This is a genomic window from Mesorhizobium alhagi CCNWXJ12-2, from assembly GCF_000236565.1.
Classification (GTDB): Bacteria; Pseudomonadota; Alphaproteobacteria; order Rhizobiales; family Rhizobiaceae; genus Allomesorhizobium; species Allomesorhizobium alhagi.
On record NZ_AHAM01000058.1, the window covers coordinates 15,626 to 36,926 of the forward strand.

General features: G+C 63.4%; 24 protein-coding genes and 1 tRNA gene. 20 read left to right on the forward strand and 5 right to left on the reverse strand.

All coding sequences use genetic code 11. The features are described from left to right. Positions 1 to 171 precede the first annotated feature (171 nt). From MAXJ12_RS38530 to MAXJ12_RS38715, 13 genes are all read left to right on the forward strand, one after another. A complete protein-coding gene (locus MAXJ12_RS38530; protein ID WP_008835371.1) occupies positions 172 to 414 on the forward strand; it encodes a hypothetical protein in 243 nt (80 codons plus the stop codon). Beyond that, complete coding sequence (locus MAXJ12_RS08310; protein WP_008835372.1) at positions 414 to 638, forward strand: hypothetical protein; 225 nt, start codon at positions 414 to 416, stop codon at positions 636 to 638. Before MAXJ12_RS38530 ends, MAXJ12_RS08310 begins: the two co-directional genes overlap by 1 nt. Continuing rightward, positions 635 to 937, forward strand: a complete 303-nt coding sequence (locus MAXJ12_RS34335) for a hypothetical protein (protein WP_008835373.1) — start codon at positions 635 to 637, stop codon at positions 935 to 937. The genes MAXJ12_RS08310 and MAXJ12_RS34335 overlap by 4 nt, the downstream gene beginning before the upstream one ends. Next, positions 934 to 2,727, forward strand: coding sequence for a ParB/RepB/Spo0J family partition protein (locus MAXJ12_RS08320; RefSeq protein ID WP_008835374.1), 1,794 nt, complete (start codon positions 934 to 936; stop codon positions 2,725 to 2,727). The genes MAXJ12_RS34335 and MAXJ12_RS08320 overlap by 4 nt, the downstream gene beginning before the upstream one ends. Continuing rightward, positions 2,724 to 3,227 carry a hypothetical protein gene (locus MAXJ12_RS08325; protein ID WP_008835375.1) on the forward strand — a complete coding sequence of 168 codons (504 nt, stop codon included), beginning with the start codon at positions 2,724 to 2,726 and terminating at the stop codon, positions 3,225 to 3,227. Before MAXJ12_RS08320 ends, MAXJ12_RS08325 begins: the two co-directional genes overlap by 4 nt. Then, entirely contained in the window at positions 3,224 to 3,565 is a 342-nt protein-coding gene (locus MAXJ12_RS08330) for a hypothetical protein (RefSeq protein WP_008835376.1), read from the forward strand. Before MAXJ12_RS08325 ends, MAXJ12_RS08330 begins: the two co-directional genes overlap by 4 nt. Beyond that, positions 3,562 to 3,738, forward strand: coding sequence for a hypothetical protein (locus tag MAXJ12_RS37575; RefSeq protein WP_008835377.1), 177 nt, complete (start codon positions 3,562 to 3,564; stop codon positions 3,736 to 3,738). The genes MAXJ12_RS08330 and MAXJ12_RS37575 overlap by 4 nt, the downstream gene beginning before the upstream one ends. Beyond that, positions 3,738 to 4,136, forward strand: a complete 399-nt coding sequence (locus MAXJ12_RS08335) for an HNH endonuclease signature motif containing protein (RefSeq protein ID WP_008835378.1) — start codon at positions 3,738 to 3,740, stop codon at positions 4,134 to 4,136. The genes MAXJ12_RS37575 and MAXJ12_RS08335 overlap by 1 nt, the downstream gene beginning before the upstream one ends. 205 nt (positions 4,137 to 4,341) lie before the next feature. Beyond that, the gene (locus tag MAXJ12_RS08340; protein ID WP_008835379.1) at positions 4,342 to 5,553 is read left to right on the forward strand and encodes a site-specific integrase; all 1,212 of its coding nucleotides are present in this window, start codon (positions 4,342 to 4,344) and stop codon (positions 5,551 to 5,553) included. 3 nt (positions 5,554 to 5,556) lie between these two features. Continuing rightward, entirely contained in the window at positions 5,557 to 5,913 is a 357-nt protein-coding gene (locus tag MAXJ12_RS08345) for a hypothetical protein (RefSeq protein WP_008835380.1), read from the forward strand. Then, positions 5,910 to 6,140 (forward strand): hypothetical protein, encoded by a 231-nt coding sequence (locus tag MAXJ12_RS08350; protein ID WP_008835381.1) that lies wholly within the window; start codon positions 5,910 to 5,912, stop codon positions 6,138 to 6,140. The genes MAXJ12_RS08345 and MAXJ12_RS08350 overlap by 4 nt, the downstream gene beginning before the upstream one ends. Continuing rightward, positions 6,137 to 6,382, forward strand: coding sequence for a hypothetical protein (locus MAXJ12_RS08355; RefSeq protein ID WP_008835382.1), 246 nt, complete (start codon positions 6,137 to 6,139; stop codon positions 6,380 to 6,382). The genes MAXJ12_RS08350 and MAXJ12_RS08355 overlap by 4 nt, the downstream gene beginning before the upstream one ends. Then, positions 6,379 to 6,768, forward strand: a complete 390-nt coding sequence (locus MAXJ12_RS38715) for a hypothetical protein (RefSeq protein WP_244421460.1) — start codon at positions 6,379 to 6,381, stop codon at positions 6,766 to 6,768. Before MAXJ12_RS08355 ends, MAXJ12_RS38715 begins: the two co-directional genes overlap by 4 nt. A gap of 71 nt (positions 6,769 to 6,839) precedes the next feature. On the opposite strand, the gene MAXJ12_RS08365 is transcribed toward MAXJ12_RS38715, so the two are convergent. Together MAXJ12_RS08365 and cpdR are read right to left on the reverse strand one after the other, a co-directional pair. Then, a tRNA-Val gene (locus tag MAXJ12_RS08365) sits at positions 6,840 to 6,914 on the reverse strand. 86 nt (positions 6,915 to 7,000) lie between these two features. After that, positions 7,001 to 7,363 (reverse strand): cell cycle two-component system response regulator CpdR, encoded by a 363-nt coding sequence (gene cpdR, locus MAXJ12_RS08370; RefSeq protein WP_008835384.1) that lies wholly within the window; start codon positions 7,361 to 7,363, stop codon positions 7,001 to 7,003. 208 nt (positions 7,364 to 7,571) lie between these two features. Here cpdR and MAXJ12_RS08375 point away from each other — a divergent pair, with 208 nt between their 5' ends. Together MAXJ12_RS08375 and hisN are read left to right on the forward strand one after the other, a co-directional pair. Then, the gene (locus MAXJ12_RS08375; protein ID WP_008835385.1) at positions 7,572 to 8,462 is read left to right on the forward strand and encodes an N-formylglutamate amidohydrolase; all 891 of its coding nucleotides are present in this window, start codon (positions 7,572 to 7,574) and stop codon (positions 8,460 to 8,462) included. A gap of 315 nt (positions 8,463 to 8,777) precedes the next feature. Continuing rightward, complete coding sequence (gene hisN / locus MAXJ12_RS08380; RefSeq protein WP_008835386.1) at positions 8,778 to 9,554, forward strand: histidinol-phosphatase; 777 nt, start codon at positions 8,778 to 8,780, stop codon at positions 9,552 to 9,554. A 3-nt stretch (positions 9,555 to 9,557) separates the two neighbouring features. Here hisN and MAXJ12_RS08385 read toward each other — a convergent pair whose 3' ends face one another. Together MAXJ12_RS08385 and MAXJ12_RS08390 are read right to left on the reverse strand one after the other, a co-directional pair. Then, a complete protein-coding gene (locus MAXJ12_RS08385) occupies positions 9,558 to 10,508 on the reverse strand; it encodes an alpha/beta fold hydrolase (protein WP_040585460.1) in 951 nt (316 codons plus the stop codon). 398 nt (positions 10,509 to 10,906) lie between these two features. Continuing rightward, on the reverse strand, positions 10,907 to 11,935 hold the full coding sequence (locus tag MAXJ12_RS08390) for an isopenicillin N synthase family dioxygenase (protein WP_008835388.1): 1,029 nt from the start codon (positions 11,933 to 11,935) through the stop codon (positions 10,907 to 10,909). A 401-nt stretch (positions 11,936 to 12,336) separates the two neighbouring features. Here MAXJ12_RS08390 and MAXJ12_RS08395 point away from each other — a divergent pair, with 401 nt between their 5' ends. Then, positions 12,337 to 12,807, forward strand: coding sequence for an Hsp20 family protein (locus MAXJ12_RS08395; RefSeq protein WP_008835389.1), 471 nt, complete (start codon positions 12,337 to 12,339; stop codon positions 12,805 to 12,807). Positions 12,808 to 12,852: 45 nt separating this feature from the next. Here MAXJ12_RS08395 and MAXJ12_RS08400 read toward each other — a convergent pair whose 3' ends face one another. Further along, positions 12,853 to 13,902: a threonine aldolase family protein gene (locus MAXJ12_RS08400; RefSeq protein ID WP_008835390.1), complete on the reverse strand. Its 1,050-nt coding sequence runs from the start codon at positions 13,900 to 13,902 to the stop codon at positions 12,853 to 12,855. Between the two features lie 458 nt (positions 13,903 to 14,360). Here MAXJ12_RS08400 and gltB point away from each other — a divergent pair, with 458 nt between their 5' ends. From gltB to MAXJ12_RS08420, 4 genes are all read left to right on the forward strand, one after another. Further along, entirely contained in the window at positions 14,361 to 19,064 is a 4,704-nt protein-coding gene (gene gltB / locus MAXJ12_RS08405; protein ID WP_008835392.1) for a glutamate synthase large subunit, read from the forward strand. A gap of 66 nt (positions 19,065 to 19,130) precedes the next feature. Beyond that, positions 19,131 to 19,403 (forward strand): antitoxin, encoded by a 273-nt coding sequence (locus tag MAXJ12_RS08410; RefSeq protein ID WP_008835393.1) that lies wholly within the window; start codon positions 19,131 to 19,133, stop codon positions 19,401 to 19,403. Between the two features lie 2 nt (positions 19,404 to 19,405). Further along, positions 19,406 to 19,801 (forward strand): type II toxin-antitoxin system VapC family toxin, encoded by a 396-nt coding sequence (locus tag MAXJ12_RS08415; protein WP_008835394.1) that lies wholly within the window; start codon positions 19,406 to 19,408, stop codon positions 19,799 to 19,801. Positions 19,802 to 19,827: 26 nt separating this feature from the next. After that, positions 19,828 to 21,282 (forward strand): glutamate synthase subunit beta, encoded by a 1,455-nt coding sequence (locus tag MAXJ12_RS08420; RefSeq protein WP_008835395.1) that lies wholly within the window; start codon positions 19,828 to 19,830, stop codon positions 21,280 to 21,282. Positions 21,283 to 21,301: the final 19 nt, after the last annotated feature.

The window sequence follows — 21,301 nt, forward strand, 5'->3', positions numbered from 1 at the left end:
ACGGGAGTTTGCACGGTGACACACCCGCTTCAACCGAAAGTTATTACATCAAATTGTAGTGATCGCGTTGCAACCGAGCGTCGCGGCCCGGATCGGCCGTTTTCGTCGAAGAATTTTCAACAGGCGGACGCTGCGGAAGGCAATGTTTCCACGCTATCCACAGCCTGCGCCATGTGGTCGCAGTGGCACCTTGATTGCCCTCCCGCTGGCACAACCGGCGATATCGCCCTTGACAAGCGACTTGCCGACGCTTTCCGCGCGCTGATCGCGCGTCCCGATCTCCCCTCCCGGCTGACCTGGCTAGAGGGTGAAGTGTTTCTCACCGACCATTTCCCGAACCCCAACGCGCCGGCTGACCGCTACCGCGCGACGCTCATCCGTTGGTGGCTCGATCTCCATGGGGAGGCGATCTGATGGCACGGACACCAAGGAAGGGCGGCCCCGCATTTCCCGTGGTCCCACCGGACGCGAAGATCCAGGGCAGCTCCGGCATGACGTACCGGCAGTGGCTGGTTGGGCAGGCGATCGCCGGTTGCGCCCACAGTGGCGGCAGCACGTCGCAGTGCGAGCATATGGCGGCCAACGCCCACCGGATCGCCGACGCCGTGATCGCCGAAGGCGAAAAGGTGCATCCATGATTTGGGCCGCCGGCGCTGCCGTCATCGTATTTATTCTGGTGCCAGACGGAGCCGTCGTCGCCTTGGCGTGGGCGTTCACGCGCCAGGCGCACCCCTTCATGGCCAACTGCAGCCACATCGTCGTTGTCGGCCGCCTCAAATGGATCCCCGGCAGCGAGCACACCGGCATGGAGAGCGTCGCCTGGTACCGCTTCCACGCGCAGCACGTCGACGGCCCCCGCCTCATTCCGGCCCGGCCCGAAAAGGCCAGCCACGTAGAGCCAGACGATCAACCCAACGCTGAAAGGACACTCGCATGACGCAGATCCTGGTACCGCTCGATCAACTCGACTTCGGGCACAACGCCAACCCGCCGATCAACGCCCGCAAGACCGGCCGCCTGGTCGAGATCGAGGCGCTTGCCGCTTCCATGACCGCGCACGGCCATCGTGTGGCCCTCGACGTCCAGTCGATCGACGGCAAGTGGTATGTCGGCGACGGCAACCGCCGGCTGGCGGCCTTGCGGCTTCGTGCCGAGCGCGGCGAGATCGCGCCCGACGAGCCGATCAAGTGTGACGACAACTCCGAGAGCGACAGCAACGCCGCCGGCGACGAGCTTTCAGTGGCGCTGAACATCATGCGCGAGCCGCTGCACGAAGCCGACCAGTACGAAGTGTTCCGCGATATGGCCGAGCGCGGACTTGGTGAGGAGCAGATCGCCGCAAGGTTCGGCATCGAGCCCATCCGCGTTCGCCGCAAACTGGCGATCGGCCGGCTTGCGCCCTGCATCCTCGAGGCGTGGCGCAACGGCACGTTCGATAAGTATCACGGCGGCGCCGACACTGTGCGCGCCTTCACGCTCGCCCCGTCGATCGAGGCGCAGGAACGGGTGTTCGAGAAGCTGCTCAAAGACGGCCAGCTCTGGTCGCACACGATCCGCAACGAGTTCGGCGCGAACGGCAACGGGACCGCAAGCAAATGGCTCAAGATCATTGGCGTTGATGCCTATACCGCTGCCGGCGGCGGCATCGTCGAGGATCTGTTCGGCGACCACCACGTCATTCAGGATCCGGCGCTCGCCGAGCGCTTGGGCAACGAGCACGTCGAAAAGGTGATGCAGGACCTGCTCGAGCAGGGCTGGTCATGGGTGGCAAGGTCCGAGGACTGCCCCAACAGCTACTCCTGGGAGAGACTGACGCCCGGCAAGGGCCAGCCGACCAAGGAGGAGAAGCGGCGCATCAAGGCGCTTGAGCACATCCTCAACAAGCCCGGCGGCTCGATCGGCGAGGAAGCCGAGGAGGTCGATGCCGAGTTGGAGAAGCTCGAGGCGGAGATCGAAGCGCGCGCATGGAACGCCGACCAGATGGCGATATCGGGTGTCAAGCTCGAGGTAACCAACTGGCGCGGTATCGAACTCACCTATGGCCTGGTGAAGCCACAGGCTTCGCGGAAGGCGGCCAACGACGGCAAGCCGGCCGAGAAGGCCGCACCCACCGTCTCCGCTGCGTTGACCTTCCGGCTTTCCCAGCAGGCTACGCTGGCAACCCGGGCCGCACTGGCCGAGGAGCCCCGCGTCGGATTCGTCGCGCTGCTGGCCGGCTTTCTGGCTGGCAGCGGGCGTTCACCGGTCAAGGTGGTGCAGAATGGATTTGGCGCGGTCGACCGCTACGGCGTCCGCAACGATGACGGCGATAGGGAAAGCTTTGCCGACGCCTTCCTGCGGCTGTCGTCGATGAAGGATGTCGATCTGTTCCGCATCGCCGCCGGCATCGCCGCCCAGGCGATCGACATGCAGGGCCACTCGCCATTCACCAAGGGCGCTGACGTGCTGGCCGCGTCTATCACACCCGAGCGTATCACGGCGCGCCTGGCCGAGCAGTTCGACGCCAAGGATTATTTCAGCGGTGTGGCCAAGCCGCTGGTGCTGCAGGCGATCGCGGAGGCCGTCAACGAGGACGAGGCCCGCAAGGCCGGCGCTTCGCTCAAGAAGGATGAGCTGGTCGACTTCGCCATCAAGAACGTGGTGCCCACCGGCTGGTTGCCGCCGCTGCTGCGCACCGCCGCCTATGCCGGCCCGGCCGCCGTCCAGCTTGCGGAGGCGGCGGAATGATGACCGCCCAGCATCCACGCCCGACGCGGCTCACGCCAGAAGCTGCCTTGCGCGCTGCGCAGGGCATAGCCGAAGAACTTTTCCGGGCAGGTCACATCGAGCAGCGCGAGCTCGAGGACGCCGCGAAGGATATCGCAAAGCACGCCGGCCGGCACATGGACGGCTACGAATTGGCGAAGACGCTGGACAGCTATGCCCGCTGGGACTGCAATCTGGAAATGGCGGAAGTTCTCGACGGCTTCTCCAGCACGGCCGACGAGGAGATCAAAGCCGCACAGCAGGAATGGGCGACAGCGCACAACATCCAGCCGCCATTCCCCGTAGGCACCCACGTCATCGCCCGCTGGGGTGGCCAGGACTATTGCGGCACGATCGACGAGATCTATCGCCATGGCGTCGCGCAATATGCCGTGAAGGCAGATGGAGAAACCGGCTCCAGCCGCATGATCGTCAATTTCGAGAATGTGCGGGCAATCGATGTTGCAGGGGAATCGTCATGACCCCGCACCGGTTCCACAACGGCCTGCGGATCCTGCTCAACCTCGATCGCATCGAATTAGTGGATGCCGGCGTTCTTCGCCGGGGCGATCACGCCGCATGGGAAACGTTCTGCGGCGATCCCTACCGTTTCTTCATCCGCGTCGACGACGCTAAACGCGAAGCGCTCTGGAAGCTTATCGAGGCGCGTCAGCCGCCTGCAGTGAACCTCATCACGCCGCTACAGGCCGCTTACCATGCGCTCCGGTCCTATCAGTACGGCAACGGCTCGCCGGATCTGGCGATAGCTACCGCCGACGCCTGCGCCGCGGCCCTTACCGAAGCGGGGGCAACGCCATGACGCCCGACACATTCGTCCGCACCGAAGATCTCGCGACGGAGGAAGCGCTGCGCGACCTGTTCAGCATGGGGCGGGACGAGGAAATGCCGCTGTGCATTCCCGTCTGCTCCGGCGAGTGGCGATCCGACGAGGACCGCTGGCGCTTCTTCGCCGATCCGGCCTGGGAGGACTGATGAGCAACCGCCTGCTCCTGCTAAGCGACCGCCGCGCTCAAATCGCGGCGCGCATCTTCGCCTGCGTCGAGGTTGTCCACACGGGCTATATCGACCCCAAGACCGGCCTGCCATCAGCGTGTCACCTGTGGTGCGGAGCCGACAGCGGCACCGGCCGGGGCGGCGGCTATCCGCGCATGAAGCTGAATGACCGCACCGTCGCGGTTCACATCGTCTCCTTCACGAACGCCCATGGCTACGTGCCGGCAAACAAGCAGATCGACCACATGTGCAGGCAGCGCCGGTGCGTCAATGACGAACACCTCGAGATGGTCAGCCATCGCGAGAACCAGAAGCGGCGCGACATAGCGCGCGGCCTGGTGCCGAAGCGCAAGCGCAAGAAACGGGTGCGGGCATGACAGCGGCGGCGGCCTACATGGAAAATCCCGACGAGATCATGACCCTGCGCGAGGCGCTGGAGCGGTTTTTTCCGGCCGCCTATGCCAAGGGCCAAGTTACCCCGGCGACGTTGAGGGCGGAGGCCAGGCGTGGCAAGCTGACTGTCATGCGGATAGGGCGGTCCGATTGGGTCACCGCCGCCGCCATGAGGGAGATGATGAACAAATGCCGCGTCCCGCAAAAGGAGCCCGCCTCGAACTCCGAACAGAACGGATCAAAGACCGATCCGGCAAGCTCGTCCGGATCGAGAAGACATGGATCATCCGCGACCGAGGAGCGTTTTTCCGACGCACAGGCTGCGGCGAGCTCGATAGCGGAGGAGCTGAAAAAGCGCTCAACGACTATCTCTCCGAAAAATTCCAACCAGCCAGCCGGGAAAGTGATCTCAATCGCCTCCCGGTCGCCGAAGTCCTGACCGCCTATGGCCGCGAATATGCGCCTCACAAGAAGTCGGCCGAGCGAAGCGGCTACGCGATCGCGGCGTTGGTACCTTGGTGGGGAACCAAGACGCTCGCGGACGTGCGCGGCAAGACGTGCCGCGACTACGCGGCCCACCGCCGGCGCGGTGGCGTCGGCGACGGTACGATTCGGCGCGAACTGGCCGAACTGTCCAAGGCCATCAACCACTGGCACGCCGAGCATGGTCCGCTCGCTTCGGTGCCCATCGTCACCATGCCCGATGCCGCGCCGCCCAAGGAGCGCTGGCTTACCCGATCGGAGGCCGCCATGCTCTTAGCTGGCGCGCTGGGCTGGTATCGCGAGTTCTGGTCGGACGTGGCGACGCGGAAGGTTCATTGCCGCTGGCGCCGCAATCCGTTCCAGATCAACCGCCACCTGGCCCGCTTCATCCTGCTCGGCCTCGCCACGGGCTCGAGGCGTGGCTCGATGTTCCACGTGAAGTGGATGGCGAACACCAGCGGCGGCTGGATAGATCTCGATCGAGGCGTGATGCACAGGCGCGGCGAGGGCGTCGGCGAGACGAACAAGCGGCAACCGCCCGTGCGCCTCGGCAGGCGCATCATGGCCCACGCCACGCGCTGGAAGCGCCTCGACGACGCGGCGCGCGCCGACGCGGCCGAGCAGGCCGGCGAGCCGGTGGCGCTGTTTCTCAACGTGGTGCACTGGATGGGCCGCGGCGTCTCGTCCGTCCGCACATCATGGGCGAATGCCGTCGACTACGCCTGGCTCGAGCCGCGATCCACGCGCAAAGCCAAGGTCACGCCGCACGTGATGCGTCACACCCGCGCGACCTGGTTGATGTCGAGCGGCATCGAGATTTGGGAGGCCGCCGGCTCGGTCGGCATGTCGGCCAAGACGCTCGAGAAGGTGTACGGCCACCACCATCCCGATTTCCAGAAGAAGGCAGCGGAGGTTTGAGACATGACACCTTACAGCATCGGCCGGTACGACATGCGCAGGGCGCGCGCCGAGCAGTTGATCGGCGCCATCATGCAAAAGGTTGGGCACCTGGTGGAAGATGGGCGGCAGGAGGAGGTTTACTACCTGCTCCACGAGCTGCTCAGCCAAGGCGGGATCGAGGTCTTGAGCGATTACGACCGACAGCGAATCGGGCTCCCGCCACGCGGCCCTGATGGCTGGACGGTAGAGGAGATCATGGCGCTGGAGCAGCGGCGATTGGACGCGATTTTGACGCCGGTTGTTGCCTCCATGCCAACTTATGACCCCAACCTTGGCGCGGCCGCCAACAATCCGCCGCCCGAAGCGAAGCGGCCATGAAGAAAATCACGTACGGCGGCCGTCACGGCGGCAAGGCGCTGGCGGCCATAGAAGAAGCCGCCACCATGAGGGAGCGTGAGAGGTGCGCGCTCGTTGCCGAGGCGACGGCGTTCCGGGCGGAGAAGTTTGAACGTGAGAGGCTTGACCGCCCGAGCTTGGATTTCCAGCGATTCCGCGAGGGCTGCAATGCCGCCGCCGAGAGCATCCGCCGAGGGGACCAGCCATGAAGGAAGTCACCATCACGCTCGACCAGATGAAGTTCGAGACGACGATCGAGTTCATCGAGCCGAGCCCAGCGACCGAGGCGATTCGCAAGCAGCTGGACAATGCGTTCGCCGAGATCGCCGAGGCACTGTTCATGGATCTCGCCGGCGGCTACGCGGTGTCGGAAACCACCACCACCTGGCCGCCCAAGCCCAAGCGCATCGCCCCTGCCGATTTCTGGAAGGTGAAGGAAGTGCGGTCATGAGCCTCACATCGATCGAAGATCCGAGCAAGGATCGAGACCGCGAAGAGTTCTCCAAAGCCCTGAGAAGGCTGCCGCCTCCTGTTTCGTGCTTCTCGAATGGGGCATGTTGCCCTTGGTGTGGAGGTCTCGCAAAGACCGTCACGTTCGGGATGAACAATTGCGAGGAATGCGGCAAATCATATGCGTTTGGCTATCCCGATGGCGGCTGGCATGAAGGGAAAGACCCCATTAGCTGGGTGCCATTCCCGTTTCGTGAGTTCGACGCCACAGGCAGGCGTGCAGACCTCCTTCCTGTGTGGGAGCCCAACGAACGGCTCAAAGAGGTTTACTTCAGGAAGGCCGAAGAGACGCTGGGCGTCTACGCCGACACAGCGCAGGCGAACTGAGGTGCGAGGCGTGGTTTTTGTGCGGTTGTTGTGCGGACGGGAGATAGAGATTGGCTAAGTCTTTGAAAGGATGGTGGGCGTGGCAAGGATTGAACTTGCGACCCCTGCAATGTCAATGCAGTGCTCTCCCGCTGAGCTACACGCCCATCCGAAGCCGCGCATACACCATATTATGGCCGAGCGCGTCAATAGCGAGAATTGCCGAAAGGCCGGCTATCTCCGCCGCGCGCCGTCAGGCGGCCTGCAGCATCTTTTCGACCTCGTTGACGAGATCGCGCAGGTGGAACGGCTTCGACAGCACCTTGGCATCCTTCGGCGCCTTGGAATCGGGATTGAGCGCCACCGCGGCAAAGCCGGTGATGAACATCACCTTCAGGTCGGGGTCGATCTCGGTTGCGCGCCGTGCCAGTTCGATGCCGTCCATTTCCGGCATGACGATGTCGGTCAGAAGCAGCGAGAAGGGCTCTTCGCGCAGCCGCTCATAGGCGCTGGCGCCATTGTCGAAATCGCTGACGTCATAGCCGGCGCGCTCGAGCGCCTTGACCAGAAACCGACGCATGTCATCGTCGTCTTCCGCCAGAAGAATGCGTGCCATGTTTTCCCGTCCGAATCACCTGCAAAGACTGCTTGCAGCCAGTCTGGTTAACCATCTCTATATGAAGAGCCGACGGTAAACATCAAGTGAATGCCGCCATGCCGGCGCCGAAACGCAGCGTCCATGTTTGCACCGTATAGCTGGACAGAATGGCCGCCAGATGGCAGTTTCGAAGCTATGATGGAGTGGCGTTCACGGGCAGGTGTCGATGACGGCGGGCGATGACTTTTCGGCGCTTGCGCCGTTCGAGATCCGCACCGCCGCCGAACAGCGGGTGCCGTTCGTCTTCAACTCACCGCATAGCGGCTCCCACTATCCCGACCGGTTCCTCGCCATGATCCGGCTCGACCGCAACGCGATCCGCCGCTCCGAGGATTGCTATGTCGACGAACTGTTCGGCAGCGCCGTTTCGCTGGGCGCGCCGATGCTGGCGGCGAACTTTCCGCGCGCCTACCTCGACGTCAACCGCGAGCCCTGGGAACTCGACCCGCGCATGTTCGTCGAGCCGGTGCCGCCTTACGCCAATATCCGCTCGGCGCGCGTGGCGGGCGGCCTCGGCACGGTGCCGAAGCTCGTCGGCGAGGGGCTCGACATCTATGCCGGCCGCCTGCCGCTCACCGAGGCGGTGGCGCGCATCGAGGCCGTCTACAAGCCCTATCACGATGCGCTGAAGCGGCTTTTGACCCGCACCCACCAGCGCTTCGGCTATGGCGTGCTGATCGACTGCCATTCGATGCCGGCCAGCATCCGCATCGGCGACAGCGGCGTGCGGCCCGATTTCATCATCGGCGACCGCTTCGGAGCGTCCGCCGCGCCTGCGCTCACCGAAAGAGCAATCCGGCTCCTGACGTCGATGGGCTACACCGTCGCGCACAACAAGCCTTATGCCGGCGGCTTCATCACCGAGCATTACGGCCGGCCGGCGCGCGGCCTCCACGCGCTGCAGATCGAGGTCAATCGGGGGCTCTACATGAACGAGCGGACGTTGCAGAAATCGGCAGGGTTCGATGCGCTGGCCGACGATCTGGCGCGGTTCTGCGCCGACCTGATGGCGATGCCCGACCGCGATTTGGTGGACCTGCCGCTTGCCGCCGAATAGCCGGCGCATCCGCGGTCAAAAAAAACCGCGTTGTTCGCACAACGCGGTCGAAGTCTAGGGAGGAAACGCCCAAGGAGGGCATAGACAGGAGAACCTGTCCGACTGAAAACTTATTGTGCGCTGCACAAATGTCAAGCGCATACATGAATAATTAATTCATATTGATGTGCAGATCGGGCAATCGGCGTCGAATGTTGCGCTCGCGCAACACCAAAAACGCGCCAAATTGCCCGGTTAGCCTGCGGAAATAGCCCTGAATCGACACGAGCACGGCTATAGTCGGCCAAAGTGATTCGTACGTCGGGAGACGGGATTTTGAAGATTTCGGCCGAATTCATGCGGCGTGTCGCCGAGGCTGCCGCCGCCGAGACCCTGCCGCGCTTTCGCGGCCGGGGGTCGGTCTCCAACAAGCTTTCAGCCGGGTTCGATCCGGTGACCGAGGCGGACCAGCGAGCGGAGCAGGCGATCCGCGCGGTCATCCGGGAAGAATATCCCGATCACGGCATACTGGGCGAGGAATTCGGTCCCGAGAATGCCGCGAGCAGCCACATCTGGGTCATCGACCCGATCGACGGCACGCGCTCCTTCATCTCCGGCGTTCCGCTCTGGGGCACGCTGGTCGGCCTGACCGTTGATGGCGACGCGGTGGCCGGCATGATGTCGCAGCCCTTTATCGGCGAGCTCTTTCGCGCCGACAGCGGCGGCACGTTCTATGAAGGCCCCGGCGGCGCCCGCAAGCTGGCGACGCGCAAGAGGGATGCGCTTGCGGAGGCGACTTTGTGCACGACGACGCCGGCGCTGTTTCTTGGCGGCCGGCGCGAATCCTACAACCGGCTGGAAGCTGCGATCCAACTGTCGCGCTACGGGACCGACTGCTACGCCTACGCCATGCTCGCCGCCGGCCATATCGACCTCGTCGTCGAGGTCGGCCTGCAGGCTTACGACATTGTGGCGCTGATCCCGATCATCGAAAGGGCCGGCGGCAAGATCACCAATTGGGACGGCGGACCGGCCGAGAATGGCGGCGAGATCGTCGCGGCCGGCTCGCCCAAGCTGCACGACGCGGCGCTGGAGTTGCTGCACAAAAGCTGATCCTCAGCCGCCGCTTCCCGGGATGAACGCATCGAAGGCGGCGAAGAACTGCTCGCGGAAAATGTCGGCTTCCTGCAGGATTTCGTGGCGAGCGCCATAGATGGTCAGCAGCGAACCATTGCGCAGCCTGCGCGCCAGATCCTCGATCGGGCGGAAGGCCACCACCTCGTCGGCTCCCGCCGCGACGATCAGGATCGGCGTCTGGATTTTCGCGATGAAGTCCGGATCCTGGACGGTCGCCGAGGCTTCGGCCGCCGCGCGGATCCACGCCACAGTCGGGCCGCCCAGTCCCAGCAGCGGATAGGCCTCGTAAAGCTCGCAGTTTCGCGCATAGCGAGCCGGGTCGGACGTAAGCTTGTTGGAAGCGAACGGGTATCGTTGGAGCGGGCGCGGACCGCCGGTGACGTAAAGCCGGCCCAGTCCGAGACAATAGAGCGCCGTTGCCAGACGGCGGATGGTCGTGAGCGTCAGCGTGGTGCCCGTCACCATCAGGAAGGGTGCGATCAGCACCATGCGGCTGACGCGGTTGGCAAGGGCGGGCGCCGCCAGAAGCGCCACCAGCGCTCCTGCCGAATGGGCGAGCACGTAGTAGGGGCCGCGGCAGTCGGGCAGCACGAATTCGGCGAAGAACTGGTCGAGATCGTTGGCGTAATCGAAGAAGCTGCGCACATAGCCGCGCTGCGGGTCCTTGATCAGCCGGTCGGAAGCACCCTGGCCGCGCCAGTCCAGGGTCGCCACGGCGAGGCCGCGCGCGGTCAGGTCGCGGATGGTCTCGAAATATTTCTCGATGCACTCGTTGCGGCCGGGCAGCAGGATCACCGTTCCCTTGAAGGGACGCGCCGAGGCCGGAAAAAAGGCATGGCGGAGCACCTTGCCGTCGCTGGCCGTAAAAAAACCGGCGGTGGCGTTTTCCGGGACCGGATTGCCGGCAAGTTCATGGAAAGGAGTGCTCATCATCCACTTCGCTCTCGGCGCGCCGAAAGCGACAGCGCTGCCAAGGTGATAGAATCATGACGGGCAAAAGCAAAGAAAATCCGGGAGCAAGTCCATAACGTAAGAGACCGGAAGCTGCTTGCGGCTGGCTTCCGGTCTCTGTCGATCCGGGAGGAAGGGACGTTACACCCGGCTCGGCTTCGTCGCGATGCGCACCGGCGCATCGCCGAACCTGATTTCGACGCCAAATCTAACAGCCGCCGCCTGAACGCTCGCCGAAGCCGCGGTTCATCCTGCGTTCATGTTCGAGACCGTTTTAGAGCCCCGCGCGCGTCCTTTTTCGGGCGCTAGGCTTTGGATATCCAAAGTGGCGAGCGCTGGCAGGCGATCGACGTCGGGCACAGCCTTCCTTCCCGCGCTCAAGATGCCTTGGCGCGACGCGGCTTGCGCAAATGCTTGATGCCGCGCATTTCCACGAAATTGGTCGCCGCTTCCCACAGATAGTCGCCGTAAAGGAACGGTTCGAAGGGGTTAGCGCCCGGGACCGGAAGAGGCGTTATCTCGGCGTCGACGCGAGGCTCGTAAAAGAACGGAATGGAGTAGCGCGCCCGGTTCGGGGCAATCACCCGGTGCAAGGTGGCGCGCACCCTGCCGCCGGTCCAGCGCTCGAGCAACTGGCCGAAATTGACCGCAAGCGTTCCATCGGCCGGCGGCACGTCGATCCATTCGCCGCCATGGTCCTTCGCCTGAAGACCTTCCACGCCATCCTGCGCCAGCAGCGTGACGAAACCGGAATCGACATGCTCCTTCCCGATGATTGTGCGTGTCTCGCCCTTGTGGACGACCGAATAGTCCGGGCCGCTGAGATCGACCGCGGCTTTCGCATCGCGCAAAGGATATCGGATCAGACGCAGGGTCGAGATTCCGCCCTTGAAATAGGCATCGAACGTGTCTTGCGGCAGGTCGAGGCCGCGGGCGATGGCGCGCATCAGCGTGTTGCCGACCTTTTCCATCGCCCTGTAATAGTCGGCCGCAGCGTCCCGCCATCCGGGAAGTTCCGCCTCGTTCGGCAACGGCGTAGCTTCGCACAACGGATCGTTCGGATCGAAGGCGGCGTCCTCATGGGCGACGTCCGGCCCCATGTCTATGCCTTCCTTGTAGGAAACCGCCGTCGGCTGCAGCGGGAACCAGCCGCGATAGAAGTTGGATTTGGTGTTGTCGAAGTTCCAGCGCAGCAGATCGGCCTTGCGCGCGTCGGGAAGGCTGAATATGCGGAGCAGCCGGGCGCGGTTCTCGCCGGTCAACAGATCGCTGCCCGGAAAGCCCGCTATCGTCATGAATCCGACGCCGGAAGCCGCCTGCAGCACCGCTTGGTCGGCTGCGTCGCGTTCGGGCGAAGCGGGTCCGAACAAGGCCTTGATGTCGATTGCAGGAATGCCTTCGCTCATGATCAGTCTCCTCTAAGAATCTCTATTTCCCCATGCGGAAGGCGCCCGACGCGATGCCATTCGCGGGATTTGGCGGAATGATCAGGCCGTAAGGATCGACCGCTCCTACTAGGTAAGATGGGGGAGGCGGAGCCGCAGGTGCAATGGGGTGATCCGGCCATCTGGGTGCAAAACTCAATGTTATGCACCGATGAGAGGGATAGCCGGGGCCTGCCACTACCAACGATCTCCTGCGCCCAGCCGCGAATTATTCTGGCCGGAAATGCCTTGAAAGCCGTTTTTCCGCTTCCCAAATTAGTGCCGTGGCCGCCGAAACGGGGCCACTGGTCCATGCAATACGCCGCTCAAGGGTTTGCACCGGGCCAAACGCAAAACAGTGTTGCTCAACAGGAGAACAGACCATGCGTCACGTTGATTTTTCGCCCCTCTATCGTTCGACCGTCGGCTTCGACCGGCTTTTCACCATGCTGGACTCGCTTGCCCAGCCGGACAACGGACAGACCTATCCGCCCTACAATATCGAGCGGACCGGTGAAGACGCCTACCGCATTTCGATGGCCGTCGCCGGCTTTGCCGAAGACGAAATCGCCATTGAGGCGCATCGTAACGTGCTGAGCGTCAAGGGCGAGCGGAAGGATGAAGGCAATGGCGAGGGCTCGGAAGTCCTCTATCGCGGCATTGCCTCGCGCTCTTTCGAGCGTCGTTTCCAGCTTGCCGACCATGTCGAGGTCAACGGCGCATTCCTCAAGAACGGCCTGCTTCACATCGACCTGAAGCGCAACGTTCCCGAGGAGATGAAGCCGCGCAAGATCGCGATCGCTACGGCGCCTGCCAAGGCCGCCAAGCAGATCGAGGCCACGACTACCAAGTAATCGCTCCTCCCAAGCGAATGGCGGCGCCTTCGGGCGCCGCTTTTTTTATGCGATCAGTTCGCTGAAGCGGTCGATTTCCTCGGCCGTCGTGGCGAAGCTGGTGACGAACCGGCATATCGTCTCGTCGCCGCCGATCGCGCCGGCATATCCGTGCGGCGTGTTCCAGAGATGGAAGACCGCGCCCGCCGCGGTCAATCTCTCCGCCAGATCCTTGCTCATGATCGCGAAGAGTTCGTTGGCCTGCGGCTCCCAGGCGACGCGGACCCTGGACGACGCTTCGACGCGCGTGGCGAGTCGCCGCGTCATCTCATTTGCGTGCCGCGCCGTTTCCAGCCAGAGCCCGTCCCTGAAATAGGCGTCGAACTGCGCAGCGATGAAGCGCGACTTGGAAAATAGCTGCGCGGCGCGCTTGCGTATGAACGAAAAATCCCTCGCCCGCCCGGTGTCAAACAGCACCACCGCCTCGGCGCACCAGCAGCCGTTCTTGGTGCCGCCGAACGAAACGATGTCGACGCCGCGCTTCCAGGTCATCTCGGCCGGGGTCGCATCGAGCGCCACCAGCGCATTGGCGAAGCGTGCGCCGTCCATGTGCAGCGGCAGGCCGTGCCGTTTGGCGATCGCCGAAATCGTCTCGATCGCATCGAGGCTGTAGATGGTGCCTACCTCGGTCGCCTGGGTGATCGAAACCGCCATCGGCCGGCCGGCATGGACGAATTCCGGCACGAAGCGCCCAATCGCCTTCTCCAGCGTCTCGGGCGTCATCCGGCCGAGAGCGCCGTCGACGGCATGAAGCCGGGATCCGCCGGTGAAATGTTCCGGAGCCCCGCACTCGTCCTCCAATATGTGAGCCTCTCGGTGGCAGAACGAGATGCCGCCCGGCCGATTGTACAAAGCGAGTGACAGCGAATTGGCCGCAGTGCCGGTGCCGACGAAGAAAACGGCCACCTCGCGCTCGAAAATCTCGTTGAACCGCTCGGCGACCATCCGGTCCAGCGCACCGTCGCCATAGGCGGGGTCGTAGCCGGATGCATGGGCCGAAAGCCCGGCTGCGATATTTGGGTGCGCGCCGGCCCAATTGTCTGATGCGAAAATCATTTTCTTTCCAAGCGATCGAGGAAACGCGACATTCACCGGTTTTGCAGCCGTAGTTCAAGGGGCCGGTTGTCCCATCCGTGTCGAACCACATATTGCCGCAGTGGAAATGGCTGAAAGTTACCTATGTCGGCCCTGAGGCGAAATTTTATGTCGTGCACGTATCAAGATGTTTGCAAATCGGTCTTGTTTCACCGGGAAAATTCTGACATAAGAAATTTAGGACAGCAGTGCTGTCGTATTTATCTTCGCAATGTGTGCTGGATTTGGCGTATGATCGCGCCTGTCCGGCTGCCGCTGCGGGTGGCGCCGGGACATCGACAGGCGGTGACGGCGCCGCAACAGGCGAAAACCATCTGGCTTGTCCGGATGTTTTCGCCGAATTTCGCAACATTTCCGCTCGTCGGGCGCCGTCAGGCACTGCGATGAAGCGGCGCGCGAGCAAGAACGGAGGAAGGACGATGATGGACATTTCATCTGTGACGACGGAGCAGACAGCCCCCGCGCAGACGAAAGCCGTCGCCGTCAAACGCGCCGTCGAGCACGGCCTCTACGATCCGCGCAACGAGCATGATGCATGCGGCGTCGGCTTCATCGCGCAGATGAAGGGCGTGAAGTCGCACCAGATCGTCGAAGACGGTCTGGCCATGCTGCAGAACCTGACGCATCGCGGCGCCGTGGGCTCGGACCCGCTGATGGGCGATGGGGCGGGCGTGCTGGTGCAGATTCCCGATCGCTTCTTTCGCGAGGAAATGGCCAGCCAAGGCATCGAACTGCCGCCTGCCGGACAGTATGGCGTCGGCCACTGGTTCATGCCGCAGGACGCGGCGATGCGGGCGCATGTCGACGAGATCATCCGCGAATCGGCGCAGTCGGAAGGGCTGCCGCTTATCGGTTTTCGCGACGTTCCGGTCGACAATTCCTCGCTGTCCAAGGCGCCCGATATTGCGGCCGCCGAGCCGTACCACCGCCAGGTCTTTATCGGACGCACGCCCGACATCGACGATGACGAAGAGTACGAGGCGCGGCTCTATCTTCTGCGCAAGGTGATTTCCGGCCGCATCTATGCGGAGAATAACGACCGCGACATCGGCGCCTACTGCGTGTCGCTGTCGGCGCGCACGATCGTCTATAAGGGCATGTTCCTGGCCTACCAGGTCAGTTCCTACTACAAGGACCTCAGCGATCCGCGCTTTGAGACGGCGCTGATCCTCGTCCACCAGCGTTTTTCGACCAACACCTTCCCGTCGTGGAAGCTGGCGCACCCTTACCGCATGGTCGCACATAACGGCGAAATCAACACGGTGCGCGGCAACAACAACTGGATGGCGGCGCGCCAGGCGTCGGTCGATTCCGAACTGTTCGGCAACAACATCTCCAAGCTGTGGCCGATCTCCTATGAGGGGCAGTCGGACACTGCCTGCTTCGACAATGCGCTCGAATTCCTGTTCCAGGGCGGCTATTCGCTCGCGCATTCCATGATGATGCTGATCCCGGAAGCCTGGGCCGGCAACAAGCTTATGGATGAAGACCGCAAGGCGTTCTACGAATACCACGCAGCCCTGATGGAGCCGTGGGACGGCCCCGCCGCCGTTGCCTTCACCGACGGCCGCCAGATCGGCGCGACGCTGGACCGCAACGGGCTGCGCCCCGCCCGTTATATCGTGACCCACGACGACCGGGTCATCATGGCGTCGGAAGCCGGCGCGTTCACCGTGCCGGAGGAAAAGATCGTCAGGAAGTGGCGGCTGCAGCCCGGAAAGATGCTGCTGATCGACCTCCTGAAGGGCCGGATCATTTCCGACGAGGAGATCAAGTCGGAGATCGCGGGCAAGCATCCCTACAAGAAGTGGCTTTCCAACACGCAGCTCATCCTGGAAGAGCTGAAGCCGGTCGAGCCGCGGGCGCTGCGCAAGGATGTGACGCTGCTCGATCGCCAGCAGGCCTTCGGCTACACGCAGGAAGACGTGAAGCTTTTGATGTCGCCGATGGCGACGACGGGCCAGGAAGCGGTCGGCTCGATGGGCACCGATACGCCGATTTCGGCGATGTCGGACCGCTCCAAGCTGCTCTACACCTATTTCAAGCAGAACTTCGCCCAGGTCACCAATCCGCCGATCGACCCGATCCGCGAGGAGCTGGTGATGAGCCTGGTCTCCTTCATCGGGCCGCGGCCGAACATCTTCGACCTCGTCGGCTCGTCGCGCCGCAAGCGGCTCGAAGTGCCCCAGCCGATCCTTACCAATGCCGATCTCGAAAAGATCCGCTCGATCGGCCACACCGAGGACCGGTTCGACACCAAGACCATCGACGTCACCTATTCGACGGCGGAAGGCGCCGCCGGCATGCAGGGCGCGGTCGAGCGCCTCTGCGAGCGCGCCGAGGCGGCGGTCGCCGGCGGCTACAACATCATCATCCTGTCGGATCGCCAGATAGGTCCGGACCGCATCGCCATTCCGGCGCTGCTGGCGACCGCGGCGGTCCATCATCACCTTATCCGCAAGGGCCTGCGCACCTCCGTCGGCCTCGTGGTCGAATCCGGCGAGCCGCGCGAGATCCATCATTTCTGCTGCCTCGCCGGCTACGGCGCGGAGGCGATCAACCCCTATCTCGCCTTCGACACGCTGCTCGACATGCACAAGCGCGGCGAGATGCCGGCCGAGGTCGATGCGGGCGAGGTCGTCACGCGCTACATCAAGTCGATCGGCAAGGGCATCCTCAAGGTCATGTCCAAGATGGGCATTTCGACCTACCAGTCCTATTGCGGCGCACAGATTTTCGACGCGGTCGGCCTGCGGACCGATTTCGTCGACAGGTATTTCACCGGCACCGCGACGATGATCGAGGGCGTCGGCCTGGAAGAGGTCGCGGCCGAGACGGTCAGCCGGCATCACGACGCGTTCGGCAACGATCCGGTGCTGCGCAACGCGCTGGAAGTCGGTGGCGAATATCTGTTCAGGATGCGCGGCGAGGCCCATATCTGGTCGCCAGACGCGGTCGCCTCGCTGCAGCATGCCGTGCGCCAGGGTTCGTGGGACACGTTCAAGGAATATTCCGCCCAGATCGACAGCCACACGGCGCACGCCCAGACCATTCGCGGACTGTTCAAGATCAGGACCGCCGAGGAGAGCGGGCGCAAGCCTGTGCCGATCGAGGAGGTCATGCCGGCGGCCGAGATCGTCAAGCGCTTCTCGACCGGCGCCATGTCGTTCGGCTCGATCTCCAGAGAGGCGCATACCACGCTGGCGCGCGCCATGAACCAGATCGGCGGCAAGTCGAACACCGGCGAAGGCGGCGAAGAGCCGGACCGCTACCTGCCGCTGCCTGGCGGCGGCCGGAACCCCGAACGCTCGGCCATCAAGCAGGTCGCCTCGGGACGGTTCGGCGTTACCGCGGAATATCTGGTCAACTCCGATGTCATGCAGATCAAGGTTGCGCAGGGCGCAAAGCCCGGCGAGGGCGGCCAGTTGCCGGGCCACAAGGTCGATGCGACCATCGCCAAGGTGCGCCATTCGACGCCGGGCGTCGGGCTGATCTCGCCGCCGCCACACCATGACATCTATTCCATCGAGGATCTGGCGCAGCTGATCTTCGACCTGAAGAACGTCAATCCCGAAGCGGATGTCTCGGTCAAGCTGGTCTCGGAAGTGGGCGTCGGCACGGTCGCCGCCGGCGTCGCCAAGGCGCGCGCCGACCACATCACGATATCCGGCTATGACGGCGGCACCGGTGCGTCTCCGCTTACGTCGCTCAAGCATGCCGGCTCGCCTTGGGAGATGGGCCTCGCCGAGACGCACCAGACGCTGGTGCTTAATGATCTGCGCAGCCGAGTGGCGCTTCAGGTCGACGGCGGTCTCAGAACCGGCCGCGACGTGATCATCGGTGCGCTGCTCGGCGCCGACGAGTTCGGTTTCTCGACCGCGCCGCTGATCGCAGCCGGCTGCATCATGATGCGCAAGTGCCATCTGAACACCTGTCCGGTCGGCGTCGCGACGCAGGATCCGGTGCTGCGCAAGCGCTTCAAGGGCACGCCAGAACACGTCATCAACTTCTTCTTCTATGTCGCGGAAGAGGTGCGCGCGCTGCTGGCCGAAATGGGCTTCACCCATCTCGATCAGATCGTCGGCGATACCGATCTCCTGGAAAAGCGGGCCGTGATCGAGCACTGGAAAGCCCGGGGCCTCGACTTCAGCCGCGTGTTCTACAAGCCCGAGGCGCCGCGCGATGCGACGCACTGGACCGAGCGCCAGAAGCATCCGATCGATGAGGTGCTCGACCGCAAGCTGATCGAGCTCGCCGGGCCGGCGCTCGAATCGAAGCTGCCGGTCAAGATCGAGGTCGACATCCGCAATGTGGATCGCTCGACCGGCGCCATGCTGTCAGGCGAGGTGGCCAAGCGCTACAAGCACAAGGGGCTGCGCGACGACACGATTTCGGTGAAGCTGACGGGCACGGCCGGCCAGTCCTTCGGCGCCTTCCTGGCGCGCGGCATTTCGTTCGAGCTGATCGGCGACGGCAACGACTATGTCGGCAAGGGTCTGTCGGGCGGCCGCATCGTCATCCGCCCGCCCGACGATGCGAAGATCGTCGCCGAGGATTCCATCATCGTCGGCAACACCGTTCTCTACGGCGCGACCGAAGGCGAGTGCTATTTCCGCGGCGTCGCCGGCGAACGCTTCGCCGTGCGCAATTCGGGCGCTGTCGCGGTCGTCGAAGGCGTCGGCGACCATGGCTGCGAATACATGACCGGCGGCGTGGTCGTCGTCATCGGCCAGCCCGGCCGCAACTTCGCCGCCGGCATGTCGGGCGGCGTCGCCTATGTGCTCGACGAGGCGGGCGACTTCGCCAAGCGCTGCAACATGGCCATGGTCGAACTCGAGCCGGTTCCCGAAGAGGACGACATGCTGGAGAAGCTGCACCACCATGGCGGCGACCTCGACCATAAGGGCCGCGTCGACGTCTCCGGCGATATGACCAGCCACGACGAGGAGCGCCTCCATCTGCTCATCTCGAACCACGTGCACTACACAGGCTCGACGCGCGGCAAGGAGATCCTCGAGAACTGGGCGAGCTACCGGCCGAAATTCCGCAAAGTGATGCCGGTCGAATATCGCCGCGCCCTGCAGGAGATGGAGCGGCTGCGGATGAGCGTGGCGGCGGAGTAGGCCCCGAAACTTGAATTAAAGGCCCGATTGGCATATGCTTTGTCATATGCCAACTGGAGACTTGCCATGAACGCGCACGATAGGCAGCTGGAAAAACGCACTGCTCGACTGTTCCGCAACGGGCGTAGTCAGGCAGTCAGAATACCAAAGGAGTTCGAATTTGAAGGAGATGAAGTTGTCATCACCAAAGGGCAAAATGGGAAGCTGATCTTGGAGGGTGCGAAAAAAAAGCCGTCACTCCTGGAGGTTTTGGCAAACCTTGAACCGCTGAGCGACGAAGAGGCTCTGCCGGAAATCACCGATGACGATCTTCTGCCTCTCGACGATGTCGAGTTGTGAGCATGTATCTGCTCGATACGAACATGATTTCGGACCTTGTCAAGAACCCGCTTGGTCAGGTCATGCAAGGGATCAAGAAGGTCGATGCGAAAAACATCTGCACCAGTGTGATCGTGACTGGAGAAGTGCTTTTTGGTTTGGAGGATCGCGGCGGGCACCGCTTGAAGAAGAATATCGAGGGCGTTTTGGCTTCCATCCCGACATTGCCGCTTCAGGCACCCGCCGATCAGCACTATGGACGAATCCGGGCGCATTTCAAACGCCAAGGCAAACCTATTGGCCCAAATGACCTATGGATCGCCGCACACGCGCTTGCGCTTGATGCGATTCTCGTCACGGCAAACGAGAAAGAGTTTCGTCGGGTACCCGATTTGAAGATCGAAAATTGGTTGCGGTGAATACCGCGAATTGAGTTGAGACTGATATGGGCAAGGTAACAGGTTTTCTCGAGATCGACCGGCAGGTGCACAAGTACCAGCCGGCTTCCGACCGCATACGGCATTTTCGCGAATTCACGCTGCCGATGTCGGACAAGGAGGTCGAGAAACAGGCCGCGCGCTGCATGGATTGCGGCATACCTTTCTGCCATGGCCCGACCGGCTGCCCGATCCACAACCAGATCCCGGACTGGAACGACCTCGTCTATGCCGGCGATTGGGACAACGCGATCCGCAACCTCCATTCGACCAACAATTTCCCCGAGTTCACCGGCCGCATCTGCCCGGCGCCGTGCGAGGAAGCCTGCACCCTTAACCTCGAGGACATCCCGGTCGCCATCAAGACGATCGAGCAGGCGATCGCCGACAAGGCCTATGAGCTCGGCCATATCCGGCCCTATCCGCCGGAGAGGAAGACCGGCAAGCGCGTCGCTGTCATCGGCTCCGGCCCGGCGGGCATGGCGGCGGCCCAGCAGCTCGGCCGCGCCGGGCACGATGTGCATGTCTATGAGCGCGAGAGCCGCCCAGGCGGGCTGATGCGCTTCGGCATTCCCGACTTCAAGATGGAAAAGCATTTCATCGATCGGCGCGTCGAACAGATGCAGGGCGAAGGCGTCACCTTCCATTGCGGGGTCAATGTCGGCCTCGACAAACCAGTCGAGGAACTGCTCGCCGAGTACGATTCGGTGCTCTATTGCGGCGGCTCCGAAACGCCGCGGGCGGCGGGCATTCCCGGCGACGACCTCGACGGCGTGCATGACGCGATGCCTTATCTCGTCCAGCAGAACAAGCGCGTCGGCGGCGAGGACATCCAGTCGGTGGCGTGGCCGGAAAAGCCGATCGTGGCGGCGGGCCAGCACGTCGTCGTGGTCGGCGGCGGCGATACGGCGTCCGACTGCGTCGGCACCGCCTTCCGGCAGGGCGCGGTGCGCGTCACCCAGCTCGACATCCGGCCGCAGCCGCCGGAAAGGGAAAACAAGCTCGCGGTATGGCCTTACTGGGCGACCAAGATGCGGACCTCGTCCAGCCAGGCGGAGGGCGCGGAGCGCGAATTCCAGGTGGCGACGCTGGAATTCATCGGCGAGGAAGGGCAACTGACCGGCGTGCGATGCTGCGAGGTCGACGAAAAGCGCCAGCCGATCGCCGGCACCGAATTTGTCATCCGCGCTGATCTCGCCTTCATCGCAATCGGCTTCGCCGGACCCTTCCGCGATGGCGTCGTCAAGGAGCTGGAAGGAAAGCTAGCAATCGGCACAGACGCGCGGCGCTCGACCAACGTCCAGGCCAATGATCGCGACTACCGGACCAGCGTCGAGCGGCTCTACGCCGCCGGCGATGTCCGCCGCGGCCAGTCTCTCGTGGTGTGGGCGATCCGCGAGGGCCGCCAAGCCGCTCGCTCGATCGACGAAGCCCTTATGGGGTCCAGCGTCCTGCCGAGATAGCGTCGTTCGCGGCAACTAT